Genomic DNA, 12,550 nt, shown 5'->3' with positions numbered 1-12,550 from the left:
TAACCGGCTCTTAGGAGAAGTTAACCAACCGTTGCGTTAGCCGCAGATGACAACATTAGGCTTAATAAAAAGTTAACAAGGAAACCGGAAAGTTAACAAAATCATATATCCCGGAAGAGGCGAGCCGCGCGTCAGGTCAGCCTCGCGCCACCTTGGGCGGCATAAGATTGTCACGATCGGACGACTGTCCCGCCGCAAACGGCGTGATCGCGACGTCGACAATTCAGCCAATGCGGGATCGGCATGTTAAGTTTACAAGACGGCGGATTGCCGGGGGATGGACCTCCTCAACGGACAAGCCTCGACCCCGACGACTGGCAAACCCTGCGCAAACAGGGTCACCAGATGCTGGACGATATGCTCGACCATCTGGAAACGCTCTCCGAGAAGCCCGTCTGGCAACCGGCGCCGTCACCCGCACGCGCCCTGTTTGACGCACCGCTGCCGGTCGAACCGACGGATTTGGCGGATGCCCACGCCATATTCCGCGACAACATCCTTCCCTATGGCAGCGGCAATATCCACCCGGGATTCATGGGCTGGGTGCAGGGCGGCGGAACGGCCGCTGGTATGTTGGCGGAGATGCTGGCTGGCGGTCTGAATGCCAATCTCGGCGGGCGCGATCATATGCCGATCGAGGTCGAGCGTCAGATCATCCGATGGACCCGGCAAATATTTTCATTTCCTGAGACCGCCGGCGGCCTGTTCCTGACTGGCGCCTCGCAAGCCAATTTCGTCGCCGTCCTGCTCGCGCTAAGCAGAAAGCTTGGTGCGGATGTCCGCGCAAAAGGCTTGCCGAATGGGTCACGGCTGGTCGCCTATACATCGAGCGAAGTGCATGGTTGCGTGCCGCGCGCCTTCGAGATGTCGGGGATCGGCAGCGAGCAGCTCAGGCGCATCCAGGTCAATGCGGCCGGGCAGATCGATATTGCGGCTCTCGAACGTGCCATCCTGCGCGATAAGAACGAAGGACACACACCGTTCCTGGTCATCGGAACCGCGGGGACGGTGAATACAGGAGCGATCGACGACCTCAGTGCCTTGCGCGGTATCGCTGACGCCAATGACCTGCATTTTCACGTCGATGGCGCGCTCGGGGCACTGGGCATCCTGTCCGATGATCTGGCGCATCTGTTCACCGGCATCCAGTCCTGCGATTCGCTTGCGTTCGATTTCCATAAATGGGGCCAGGTGCCCTACGACGCAGGCTTCCTCCTCGTGCGGGACAGCGCATGGCAGCGTCAGAGGTTTGCTTCGGATGCAGCCTATCTCAGCCGCGCGGCCTCCGGTCTGGCCGGCGGCGACTGGTGGCCTTGCGACTACGGCCCGGACCTGTCCCGCGGCTTCCGCGCGCTCAAAACCTGGTTCACCCTCAAGACCTATGGCGTCAAGGCATTGGGCGATTCGATGGCTGCCAACTGTGCCCTGGCGCGCGGCCTGGCAGGCCGGATCGAACAGGAACCCGCCTTGCGGCTCCTCGCGCCGGTTGCGCTCAACATCGTTTGCTTTGCCTATGTCGGCGCCGGCGACGACGTGCCGCCGCAGGTCAATGCAAGGATTATCGAACATCTCCACGCCGAGGGGCGCGTTGCCCCTTCCCTAACTCACTTCAACGGACAACCGGCAATCCGCGCCGCGATCGTGAACCATCGCACGCGGCAGGCGGATATCGATGCGCTGATTGACGGCGTTCTCAAACTCGGTTCTCGACAGGATTTGCTCCCATGCTGATGACATCCGGCCTCGTGGCCGACCGCGCCTCTGACGAAATCGGTGGCGCTGGCCGAATTCTGGGCATGCAGAGGATCGTGTCGCTCATCTATGCCGGCGCGGATGTGACGCCGCTCTGGAACGAGCTGATGCAACGCGTTGGAGCCGATGGCACGGATGCGGCGGCGATTTTCGACCTAGCGACGATCCTGCAAACGCTTAACCGCGCCGAGGAGGCGCAACAGGTCCTGCGGGGCGCCGTCGATCTCAGCCGCAACTTTTGCATCGTCCATGGAAATGGACAGGGACCACGGCTGCTGGCCTTCGTGACACCGGGCAACTTCATGGCGAACACGCCGCTGGATTTCCTACTGGCGGATAGCGACTGTGTTCTTTGGCTGCACTATGTGGATCCTGAAACGACCGCGCTCGCGGATTTGCCGGAGCATGACGTGGCGTTCATGGCGATCGGCGAATCCACGGAAAACGGCCCCGTGCTTGAACGGATGCAGAAGGTGCTGGCCGATTTTAACGGCCCGATCATGAACAACGATCCGGAACTGATCAGCAGGCTGACGCGCGATGGTGTCAGCGGCATGCTGGCCAATGAGCCCTCCATCCTGTCGCCGAGCACGTATCGCGTGCCACGAGCAGATCTTGTCGCCATCGGTGCGGGCACGAAGACCCTGGATGATTGCGCACCGGGGCTCTCCTTTCCGCTGGTCGTTCGCCCGATCAGCACCCATGCCGGCAACGGAATGGAACGCATCGCCGATATCATAGAACTTTCCGCATGGATTGCCACGCAGCCGGCTCCCGAGCTTTACGTCGCGCCCTTCATCGATTTCCGCGGGCCGGACGGCCTCTACAACAAGCAACGCATCGTATTCATCGACGGTAAGGCCTTTGCCAGCCATATGGCACTCTCCGAGCATTGGATCGTGCATTATCTGAGCGCCGGCATGGCGGAGAGCCCGGCGAAGCGCGCTGTCGAACAGGCTTGGATGGAGAATTTCGATACGGATTTCGCGATCCGCCACAAGGAGAGTTTCGCGGCTCTCTATCGGCACATAGGGCTTGATTATTTCGGTATCGATTGCGCCGAACTTCCAGACGGGCGTCTGCTGGTTTTCGAACTCGACGTGGCAATGGTCGTCCACAACATGGATAGCGCGACCGTCTACCCCTACAAGCAGGTTGCCATGCGCAAGTTGTTTGATGGCTTCATCGATGCCGTGCAGAACAGGAAGACCGGCGTAACGACGGACGCCTCCTGAGCAAGCCGAGCTGCTCGCGAAAGCAGCAAGAATACGATAGAGGCTACCCTGAAAAGCATAACCGCGCCTCTTGGGAGGCGCGGTTAAATTGTTGTTTCGGAATTTCAGTCGGCGCCAGGCGCCGGCTCTTCCTATTAACGGAACAGCGACAGGATGTTCTGCGAAGAGGAGTTGGCGATCGAGAGCGACTGAACAGCGAGCTGCTGCTGCGTCTGCAGAGCAGAGAGCTTGCTCGATTCCTGTTCCATGTCGGCATCGACGAGCTTGCCGACGCCCGATTCGATCGAGTCCTTCAGCGACGAAGCAAAGCTCGTCTGCAGGTCGATACGGGTCGAAATGGAGCCGAGGCGCGAACCCATGCTGGTCATGGAGTTCAGAGCGGTCTGAACCATGTTGAGGGCGCTGGAGATCTGGCCGCCGGTCATGCCGGTGATGTCGAGGCTGAAGACCGAGGCATTGACCGTGCTGTCCACGGTGCCGAGAATGCCGGACGTGGTGTCGATCGTGCCGGAATTCGAGCCGAACAGAACGTTGCCCGTTGCGCCGGTGTCGAATGCGTAGGACGTGGTGCTGACCGAAACGGTGCCGTTGGTGCCGCGGATGAACGAGGAAACGACCGAGGCGGAGTCGTTGGCGGCAGCCACGACCCAGTTTTCGCCGTTGAACGAAGCGGACTGAGCGACGCTCTCCAACTGCTGCTGGAGCTGACCGATTTCTTCCTGGACCTGACCCTTGTCAACCGAGCCTTCCATGGCGGTTACAAGCTTGGACTTGATCTGGCTGACGATGTCGAGGGCGCTCGTGACAGCGGTCGTTGCCGTGTCGACCTTAGCGGCACCGAGGCCGAGGGCGTCGGAGACGGCGCCGATAGCGCTGTCGTCAGACTTCATGGTGGTGCCGATCGACCAATAGGCGGCGTTGTCGGAAGCCTTGGAGATGCGCAGGCCGGAGGAAACAGCATTCTGAGTGGACTGCAAGTCGCTGTTGATGCCGCGCAGCGTCTGCAGGGCGGACATTGCAGCGTTGTTGGTAAGGATGCTCGTCATAATATTTTGCCCCTTTGGCAGCGGTTAATTAAGGGACATTCCGGACCTAAAAACCGGTAACGGCACTCAGCATCATGCCTGTTAACCCAATCTGTTAAGGTTAACTCGCCGTTTCAATGGTGTTAGAAAACAGCAATATGGTTAAGAAAACCTGAACCGAGGCCAATCCAAAAATATAAAAAAAACCGCGCCTTAGGAAGGCGCGGTTAACTTGGTGTTTAGAAATTTCGGCTGGCGTCTGGCGCCAGTCCTTCTTCTTAACGGAACAGCGACAGGATCGACTGCGAGGAGGAGTTCGCGATCGAGAGCGACTGGATAGCGAGCTGCTGCTGTGTCTGCAGAGCAGAGAGCTTGCTCGATTCCTGCTCCATGTTGGCATCGACGAGCTTGCCAACGCCCGATTCGATCGAGTCGGAGAGCGACGAAGCGAAGCTCGTCTGCAGGTCGATACGGCTGGAGATCGAGCCGAGCTTCGAACCCATGCTGGTCATGGAGTTCAGAGCGGTCTGAACCATGTTGAGGGCGCTGGAGATCTGGCCCGAGGTCATGTTGGAAATGTCCAGGCTGAAGACCGAAGCGCCAACCGTGGAGTCCGTGGTGCCAAGGATACCCGAAGAGGTATCGATCGAACCGCTGTTCGAGCCGAACAGAACGTTGCCCGTTGCACCGGTGTTGAATGCGTAGGACGTGGTGCTGACCGAAACGGTGCCGTTGGTGCCGCGGATGAAGGACGAAACGACCGAGGCCGAGTCGCCGCTTGCAGCCATGACCCAGTTTTCGCCGTTGAACGAAGCGGACTGAGCAACGCTCTGGAGCTGCTGCTGGAGCTGGCCGATTTCTTCCTGGACCTGGCCCTTGTCAACCGAGCCTTCCATGGCGGTGACGAGCTTGTCCTTGATCTGGCCGACGATGTCGATCGAGCTGGTGACGGCGGTAGATGCCGTGTCGACCTTGGCAGCACCGAGGCCGAGGGCGTCGGAGACGGCGCCCATAGCGCTGTCGTCGGACTTCATCGAGGTGGCGATCGACCAATAGGCGGCGTTATCGGAAGCCTTGGAGATGCGCAGGCCGGAAGAAACGGCTTCCTGCGTGTTCTGCAGGTTGCTGCTGATGCCGCGCAGAGTCTGCAGAGCGGCCATAGCGGAGTTGTTGGTTACAATGCTGGTCATAAGTGTGTCCCCTGGAAACTGAATACGAAAAGGAGGACATACCGGACTTCAAATACCGGCGATGACGGAGCGGCTTCATGCTCCTCGGTCCCATTTCCTAGAGGACCAAACCCGTCATGTCGCAGGTAAACTCGCATGCATTGCTTGCGAATTCCTTAAACGCGGAACTCCCAAAAGCGGCCAACCGTAACGTAGCTAACGATACGTAAAGGAGCGTTCAACATTGCTTCGGTTTCAGGCAAGCTACGCGCGCGATTATCCCACGAATCCATGATGACGGACTTCGGCCATTGCCGGAGACTGGTCAAAGTTCGCTCGGAGTTCTCGCTCGTGAATACGAAAAACGCCTATGTGACAGCGTCCAACCTCTATCAAAAGGGGCAATATACGCGCGCGCTCGAAACACTGAACGAGCTGCTCAATACCGACACATCGCCAAAGACCTACGCGCTGCTGGCAAAAACGCTCTTGAAACTCGGCTTCAGATCGGACGCGGCGAGATCGTTTGAGCTGGCAGGCAGACAAAAGCCGTATCGCGAAGACTATCTGCGGGAAGCCTTGCTGTTGCATTTTGCGACAGGCAACGAAGACGCGACGCTCTCGATCGGAAGCCTGATCCTGCCCCAGGCGTTCAAGGATCCGGAACTCGCCTTTGCCCTTACCAGCATCTTTCTAAGCCGACAGCAAAGGGACCTGCTGGCCGGCTTCAAGAGCGTCCTCGTTGAAGGACCGGAGCTCCGGCATCGGCTGCTGGCCTCGAAACTGTTGACCGATGATCTTTACGACGACGGCAACCGGCACATCGTTGCCACCCTGTTCAAGAAGCATCCCGACAATATCATCTTTCGCACGCTCCATTTGATCTTTGCTCGCGAATTGTCCGATCTTGCGACGGTGGACAAACATATGGGGCCGATCCTGACATCCGTAGCTGCGGGCAGCCTCGACTATGTCAGGCCGGACAATCCATTCTTCCATCTGCACTGGTGCGGCGACGAAGCAATCAACAAGTTCGCTGTGCACGACACGATGCCGCTGCCGGCCGGACACGCCGAAGCGCGCCGCAAGGCGCCGCATACTTGGGCCGGCAAGATTCGCATCGGCTATCTCTCATCGGACTTCTGGCCGGGCCATGCGACGATGAAGCTCCTGCAGCGGACATTGGAACTGCACGACAGGGACAAGTTCGAGATTACCCTCTTCGACCACTCGTCCCTGTCATCTCAGCGCGAGGAAGAATTCGACTATTCGAGATGGGGCACCATGGTCGATATCCGCAGCCACTCCGATCAGGCAGCGGCGGAGGCGATCCGCGCCCGTGGGATCGACATCCTGGTCGATCTCAAGGGACATACCAAGGATAGCCGCGTCCGTATCCTCAATCACAAGGCAGCGCCGATCCAGACGGCCTGGCTCGGCTTTCCGGGCTCGGCCGTCAACATCGACCTCGACTACATCATCGGCGACCCCTACGTGTTGCCGGATTATTCCAAGCCGCATTTCCATGAGAAGTTCTGCCGTCTGCCCGAATGCTATCAGCCGAACGATCCGATGTATCGTCCGAAGGCACGGCCGACCACTCGAGCGGAGCATGGATTGCCGGAAGATGCCTTCGTCTTTGCCTCGTTCAACGGCAACCGCAAGATCACCTCTCAAATGGTCGATGTCTGGTGCAACATACTGAAGCGCACCAAGAACAGCGTGCTCTGGCTGCTTTGCAACGGTCCGCGCGCCGAGGCCAACCTTTGGTCACGCCTGGAGGCGCGCGGCGTCAACCGCAAGCGCATCGTCTTCACCACCCGTATCCGCTATGAGGATCACATCGACCGCCAGCAATTGGCCGATCTCGGTCTCGATACCTTCCCGGTGAACGGCCATACGACGACCTCGGAACAGCTCTGGGGCGGTTTGCCGGTGTTGACGATGAAGGGCACGAACTTCGCCTCGCGCGTCAGCGAAAGCCTGCTCGCCGCCATCGGCGTACCGGAGCTGGTGGCCGCTGATGTCCAGGCCTACGAAGATATGGCCGTGGAACTTGCCAGGCAGCCGGAGCGCATTGCCGCGCTCAAGGAAACGCTGACCGTCAACCGCTATATCAAGCCGCTCTTCGATGCCGAACGCATCACCCGTCACCTCGAGACCGCCTACGAAATGATGGTCGAACGCGCCAGGAAGGGTCTCGGCCCGGATCACATGGACGTACCGGCCCTGCCGGTGCGCACCGAGCCGTTCCTGGTCGAAGATCAGAGTGCTGCGGCGATCGCCGCGGAATAAGCATCTCGCGTCATCGGAAGCTCCGCTCCCGATGACGGTCCGCCCAGTGGCAAGCGATTAAAGCATCCCGCTTTCAGGTGGAATCACCCGCAAGCGCAACGCACGGCGCTCTAGTGGAAAGATCGTACAAGGCTGCCGACCAGCAGATTCCAGCCGTCGATCAGCACGAAGAAAAGGATCTTGAAAGGCAGCGAGATCGATGTCGGCGGCAGCATCATCATGCCCATCGCCATGACGATGGTCGAGACGATCAGGTCGATGACCAGAAACGGCAGAACGACCAGGAAGCCGATTTCAAAACCACGGCGGATTTCCGAGATCATGAAGGCCGGGATCAGCACGCGGTAATCGATCTTGTTGTCGATCACCACCGTCTGCCCCCGCTCCTGCGCCAGATCGACGAAGAGCTTGATGTCCTTTTCGCGCGTGTTGTTCGACATGAAGGTACGGAAAGGCTCGGCGATGCGCTGGACGGCATCGGCCTCCGAAATCTGATTGGCAAGCAGCGGCTGCGCGCCATCCTTCCAGGCCTGATCGAAGGTCGGCGACATGACATAGAAGGTCATGAACAGCGCGAGGCTCAGCAGGATCATGTTCGACGGCGTGGTCGCGAGGCCCATGCCCGAACGCAGGATCGAGAAGGCGATGATGAAGCGCGGAAAGCTCGTCACCATGATGAGGATGCCGGGCGCGATCGACAGGATCGTCAACAGCCCGAAGGTGCGAATGATCCAAGCCGCGACCGACCCGTTCACCGGGACATTCAAGAGATCCGTCGGGAGCTGAGATGGCAATTGCTGCGCCATCGCCATTTCAGGCGAAAACGCAGCAGCAGCTAATATAAGTAAAGCAAGTAATAATCGACTCATTCGATCACGAAAGTTCTGAACATAACTTTCGATACCCGCCCTTCCGAGCGAAGGTCAACACGTTCCTGAATGTCATCCCGAAGATATTGGAAGCCACGCGGACCTTCGACCTGCTGCAGCGAAACGGTACGGACGTAGGCGAGGATATCCTCGTGGATGGCTTCCGCGAGCTGCTGGTCCGGCTTATCCTTGAACATCAGCGCGATTTCCAGCCGGATCCAGTTTTGGGAGGGATAGGCAAGATTGGTCGTGATCGGTTCGAGTTGGACGATGCCGTTCGCGCCCGCGGCAGCCGCAGCCTGCTTTTCACCTGTCGGCGCCTGCGGCGCGGCCTGTACCGCGGCCGTCGCCGTCTTGATCTGCGGCGCCACCATGTGGCCGAGGAACCAGCCGCCGCCGGCGCCGAGAGCCGTCAGGATCACCAGACCGATAATCATCATGATCAGCGGCGATCCCTTGCTTTTTTCCGATGCCTCTGCCGCTGCCATGTCTCTATCCGCCTGTTATCAAATAATACGTGCTGCCCGGCCGTCAGAGCGGCGACAGCAGATCGACCGCCTGCTGACCGCGCGGCGGCTGTTGCACTTCCGTCAGACGGCCACGGCCGCCGTAGGAGATGCGCGCTTCGGCGATCTTGTCATAGGAGATCGTGTTGTCCGCGGTGACGTCCTGCGGCCGGACGATACCAGCGACGTTCAGGATACGAATCTCCTGGTTCATCCGCACTTCCTGCGAACCGCTGATCATCAGGTTGCCGTTTTCAAGGACGCCGGTGACGACAGCGGCGACAAGCAGGGTAATCTGCTCGGACCGCTGCATCTTGCCCTTACCGTCGGTGCTGGTGTCGGAACCGGAGGTCGCGTCGGCATTGGTGCTCGGCTGCCAGCCAAAGATCTTGGCCGTGATGTTCCAGTTCATGTCGCTCTTGTTCGTGCGACTGCGATTGGTCTCGTTATCCCAGTTCGCCTTGTCGTTGATCGAGATATTGACCGTCAGGATGTCGCCGACATTGAGAGCACGCGCATCCTTGAAAAGGGCCGCCTGCGAATCGTTCCAGAGCGAGTAACCCTGCGCGACTTGATGCGGCCGCTTCGGATACTGCAGCATCTGCGGCGTCTGCGCATATTGCAGGCCGCTGCCGATCGGGCTCATGGCTGGCGCCCTACCGATTTCCTTCATTGCCTGCGACTGACAACCGGCAAGGAAAACGACGAGTGCGCAGGTGGCCGTAAGACGCATGTTCATGAGGGGTCCTTCGACTTCGATGTATTCGGATCGGACGCGCTGGAGATGATGTTGGTGACAACAGCCGCCTTCTGCGCATCCATCTCCGCCAGAATGAGACTCGACTGGCGGGCTGAGAGTTTCATGATGATGGCGGCCGCAACGGTCACCTTGACCTGATCAAGACTTGCCGCCGCCGCATCGGGCTTCATATTTTTGTAGATGTCGACTAGGCCGGAATCCGCGGTCTTCAGGAAATCGTCGCGCCGCTTCAGCCAGTCTTCGTATTCGGCCTTGCGCTTGTCCATCGTGGCAATGCGCTGGTCGACATCGGCCTGCAGCTTCTCAAGCTCCTGCTTCTGCAGCAGATAGCGCTGGTCGCGGGCCGGATCGGCGATGTTCGTGCAGAACTGCTTGATCTCGTCCTGGCTGGACGCCGGATCGGCGACCGGCTTCGGCGCTTCCTGCGCCGCCGCTGCCGAGACCGACAGCAGCAATGCCGTCGCGACGCATCCGGAGGTCAGCAATTTCCTGGCGATGGTGATCGTTGTCATTGCAGCACGAGCTCCGCTTGCAGGGCGCCGGCCGATTTGATGCCTTGCAGGATGGCGATGATGCCGTCCGGCTTGACGCCGATATTGTTCAGCCCGGAGACCAGCGTCTTCAGATCAGGTCCTTCAAGCACGGCGACACGGCCTCCGCTCTTGCTGGCGGTGATGTCCGTCTGATCCTGAACGGCCGTCTGACCGTTCGAGAAGGGTTCCGGCTGGACTATCTGCGGGTTTTCACTGACCTGGACCGTCAAGGTGCCGTAGCTGACCGCGACCGGCGAGACGCGGACATCGGCGCCGATGACGATCGTTCCGGTGCGTTCGTTGATGACGACCTTGGCGGGCGTGTCGGTCTGGACGTCGAGATTTTCGATATCCGCCATCAGCCGCGTCAGGTCGGCCATTTTCGGCTTCTCGATCGCGACCTCCTGGGAATCCTTGGCCTCGGCGATCGGAGCGCCGAAATGCGAGGTCGCCCAGGCATTCACCGTATCGGCGATGCGGATCGAGGTCGAGAAATCCGGATTGCGCAATTGCAGGACGAGATTGACGGAATCCTTGAAACGCGATGGCAGTTCGCGTTCGATGATGGCGCCGCCCGGCACTCGGCCGGCGGTGGTGGTGCCTTCGGTGACGCTGGCCGCAGCCCCTTGGGCCTGGAAGCCCGAGACGATGACCGAGCCCTGCGCCACGGCGTAGATCTGCCCGTCGGCGCCGCTGAGCGAGGTCATGATCAGCGTGCCGCCGCGAAGCGAGGTCGCATCGCCGAGCGAGCTGACCGTGACGTCGATGCGGCTGCCGGGGCTTGCGAATGGCGGCAGATTGGTCGTCACCATGACGGCAGCGGTATTCTTGGCGGCGGACTGGCCGCCCTGCGTCGAAATGCCGAGATTCTGCAGCATCGCGCGCATGGACTGTTCGGTAAACGGCGAGGAACGCAAGCCGTCGCCGGTCCCCTGGAGACCGACGATCAGGCCGTAGCCGATCAACTGGTTGTCACGGCCGGCCTGCAGCGAGGCTATGTCCTTGATGCGCGATTGCATCGCCAGGGCCGGATCGGCGATGATCAGGCTGGGCAATGCCAGCAAAACCCTGAGGAAATTACGAAGGCTTCTCATTTTGCGACCACTCGGATCGTACCGTTTTCGAGAACAGTGCCGCTGACAATAATGCCGGAGTCCAGATTGCGGGCTCGTACGCTATCGCCGACCGCGCCGTCATCCAGCGGTGTTCCAGCAGCGGTGATCGTCATGCTGCCCATGCTCATCACCAGACGGATATTGGAGCCACGCGTCACGGCGAAGGGCTGACGCAGGGCGGAAATGGAAATCGTGCGGCCCGGAAGAAGCGTCCGCTTCGACACCAACCCCGTGACATCGCGAAGCCGCTTGGCATAGTCGCCCGTGAGGTTGGGATTGGTGACCTCGACCTCTTCGAGCTGACCACTGCTGATGATATCGCCCGGATAAATCGTCTCGGTCGGCACGACGGCGGTCCCCAGGCTGGTGGCGTCGTTGCCGGTTGCGCCGGCGGGAGCGGCCGACACGAACACGACGGAGAGGCTCGCTGCGGCGAACCAGGCCATTGCTAAGCTTTTCATCCGGCGAAACCTCATGTTCGGCCCCCGTCCTCTCGTTACTTCAGATCTTTACTGACGATCTGCGCCATGTCGTCGGCGGTGGTGATGACCTTGGAATTCATCTCATAAGCGCGCTGCGCGGAGATCAGGTCGGTGATTTCCTTGACCGCATCGACGTTCGACGATTCCAGATAGCCCTGCTTCATGTAGGCAAAGCCGTTCTGGTTCGGATCGGAGACGACGGGATCGCCGGAGGCAGGCGTCTGCGTGAAGAGGTTGCTGCCCATCGGCTGCAAGCCCGCTTCGTTGACAAAGTTGGCGATCTGCAACTGGCCGAGAACGGTCGGCGTCGTCGCGGTGCCGATCGTTGCCGAGACCTGACCGGATTCGTTGATGGTGATGTTGGTGGCGTTGGTCGGGATCGTGATCCCCGGCTGCAGCACGTTGCCGTCAGCGGTCACGATCTGGCCGGTATCGCTCTTGTTGAACGAGCCGGCGCGGGTGTAGGCCGTCGTGCCGTCGGGCATCTGAATCTGGAACCAGCCGCGGCCGACCAGCGCGACGTCGAGATCGTTCTGGGTCTGCGACAGTTCGCCCTGGATCTGAATGTTGCGCACGGCTGTCGTCTGCACGCCGAGACCGATATTGGCGCCTTCCGGCACCACGGCCTGGTTCGGCCGGTTGGAAATGCCCTTGGCGCGTTCGGTCTGGTACAGAAGGTCCGAGAACTCGGCGCGGGAACGCTTGTAACCCGTCGTATTGATGTTCGCGATGTTGTTCGCGATCACTTCGAGGTTGGTCTGCTGGGCGTCCATGCCCGTCGCGGCAATAGCGAGCGCTCTCATGTCTTC

At 59.9% G+C, this 12,550-nt stretch carries 12 protein-coding genes; 3 read left to right on the top strand and 9 right to left on the bottom strand.

Features of this window, described 5'->3' with window-relative positions; translation table 11 throughout:
- Nucleotides 1–243: 243 nt before the first annotated feature.
- The gene (locus GGD50_RS00185; protein WP_107106997.1) at nt 244–1,731 is read left to right on the top strand and encodes a pyridoxal phosphate-dependent decarboxylase family protein; all 1,488 of its coding nucleotides are present in this window, start codon (nt 244–246) and stop codon (nt 1,729–1,731) included.
- The gene (locus GGD50_RS00180) at nt 1,725–2,987 is read left to right on the top strand and encodes an ATP-grasp domain-containing protein (protein WP_107106996.1); all 1,263 of its coding nucleotides are present in this window, start codon (nt 1,725–1,727) and stop codon (nt 2,985–2,987) included. The genes GGD50_RS00185 and GGD50_RS00180 overlap by 7 nt, the downstream gene beginning before the upstream one ends.
- Nucleotides 2,988–3,121: 134 nt before the next feature.
- Here the strand turns inward: GGD50_RS00180 and GGD50_RS00175 are convergent, their stop codons facing one another.
- Both GGD50_RS00175 and GGD50_RS00170 read right to left on the bottom strand, forming a co-directional pair.
- Nucleotides 3,122–4,033 carry a flagellin N-terminal helical domain-containing protein gene (locus tag GGD50_RS00175; RefSeq protein WP_107106995.1) on the bottom strand — a complete coding sequence of 304 codons (912 nt, stop codon included), beginning with the start codon at nt 4,031–4,033 and terminating at the stop codon, nt 3,122–3,124.
- A gap of 257 nt (nt 4,034–4,290) precedes the next feature.
- A complete protein-coding gene (locus GGD50_RS00170) occupies nt 4,291–5,202 on the bottom strand; it encodes a flagellin N-terminal helical domain-containing protein (protein ID WP_107106994.1) in 912 nt (303 codons plus the stop codon).
- A 330-nt stretch (nt 5,203–5,532) separates the two neighbouring features.
- On the opposite strand from GGD50_RS00170, the gene GGD50_RS00165 reads away from it, so the two are divergent.
- The gene (locus GGD50_RS00165; RefSeq protein ID WP_107107056.1) at nt 5,533–7,476 is read left to right on the top strand and encodes an O-linked N-acetylglucosamine transferase, SPINDLY family protein; all 1,944 of its coding nucleotides are present in this window, start codon (nt 5,533–5,535) and stop codon (nt 7,474–7,476) included.
- A 110-nt stretch (nt 7,477–7,586) separates the two neighbouring features.
- Here the strand turns inward: GGD50_RS00165 and fliP are convergent, their stop codons facing one another.
- The 7 genes from fliP to flgG are packed head-to-tail and all read right to left on the bottom strand — an operon-like array spanning nt 7,587 to nt 12,544.
- Entirely contained in the window at nt 7,587–8,345 is a 759-nt protein-coding gene (gene fliP / locus GGD50_RS00160) for a flagellar type III secretion system pore protein FliP (protein ID WP_107106993.1), read from the bottom strand.
- Nucleotides 8,342–8,833, bottom strand: coding sequence for a flagellar basal body-associated FliL family protein (locus GGD50_RS00155; RefSeq protein ID WP_107106992.1), 492 nt, complete (start codon nt 8,831–8,833; stop codon nt 8,342–8,344). The genes fliP and GGD50_RS00155 overlap by 4 nt, the downstream gene beginning before the upstream one ends.
- Nucleotides 8,834–8,876: 43 nt before the next feature.
- Nucleotides 8,877–9,590, bottom strand: a complete 714-nt coding sequence (gene flgH, locus GGD50_RS00150) for a flagellar basal body L-ring protein FlgH (RefSeq protein WP_107106991.1) — start codon at nt 9,588–9,590, stop codon at nt 8,877–8,879.
- The gene (locus GGD50_RS00145) at nt 9,587–10,123 is read right to left on the bottom strand and encodes a MotE family protein (protein ID WP_107106990.1); all 537 of its coding nucleotides are present in this window, start codon (nt 10,121–10,123) and stop codon (nt 9,587–9,589) included. Before GGD50_RS00145 ends, flgH begins: the two co-directional genes overlap by 4 nt.
- Nucleotides 10,120–11,238: a flagellar basal body P-ring protein FlgI gene (locus GGD50_RS00140; RefSeq protein ID WP_107106989.1), complete on the bottom strand. Its 1,119-nt coding sequence runs from the start codon at nt 11,236–11,238 to the stop codon at nt 10,120–10,122. Before GGD50_RS00140 ends, GGD50_RS00145 begins: the two co-directional genes overlap by 4 nt.
- Complete coding sequence (flgA, locus tag GGD50_RS00135) at nt 11,235–11,720, bottom strand: flagellar basal body P-ring formation chaperone FlgA (protein WP_414124413.1); 486 nt, start codon at nt 11,718–11,720, stop codon at nt 11,235–11,237. The genes GGD50_RS00140 and flgA overlap by 4 nt, the downstream gene beginning before the upstream one ends.
- A gap of 35 nt (nt 11,721–11,755) precedes the next feature.
- Entirely contained in the window at nt 11,756–12,544 is a 789-nt protein-coding gene (gene flgG / locus GGD50_RS00130; protein WP_107106987.1) for a flagellar basal-body rod protein FlgG, read from the bottom strand.
- Nucleotides 12,545–12,550: the final 6 nt, after the last annotated feature.

This window comes from Martinezella paranaensis (assembly GCF_014200235.1).
GTDB classification, from domain to species: Bacteria; Pseudomonadota; Alphaproteobacteria; order Rhizobiales; family Rhizobiaceae; genus Rhizobium; species Rhizobium paranaense.
The sequence above is the reverse complement of the archived record's forward strand: the minus strand, read 5'-3'. Positions and strand labels throughout refer to the sequence as shown.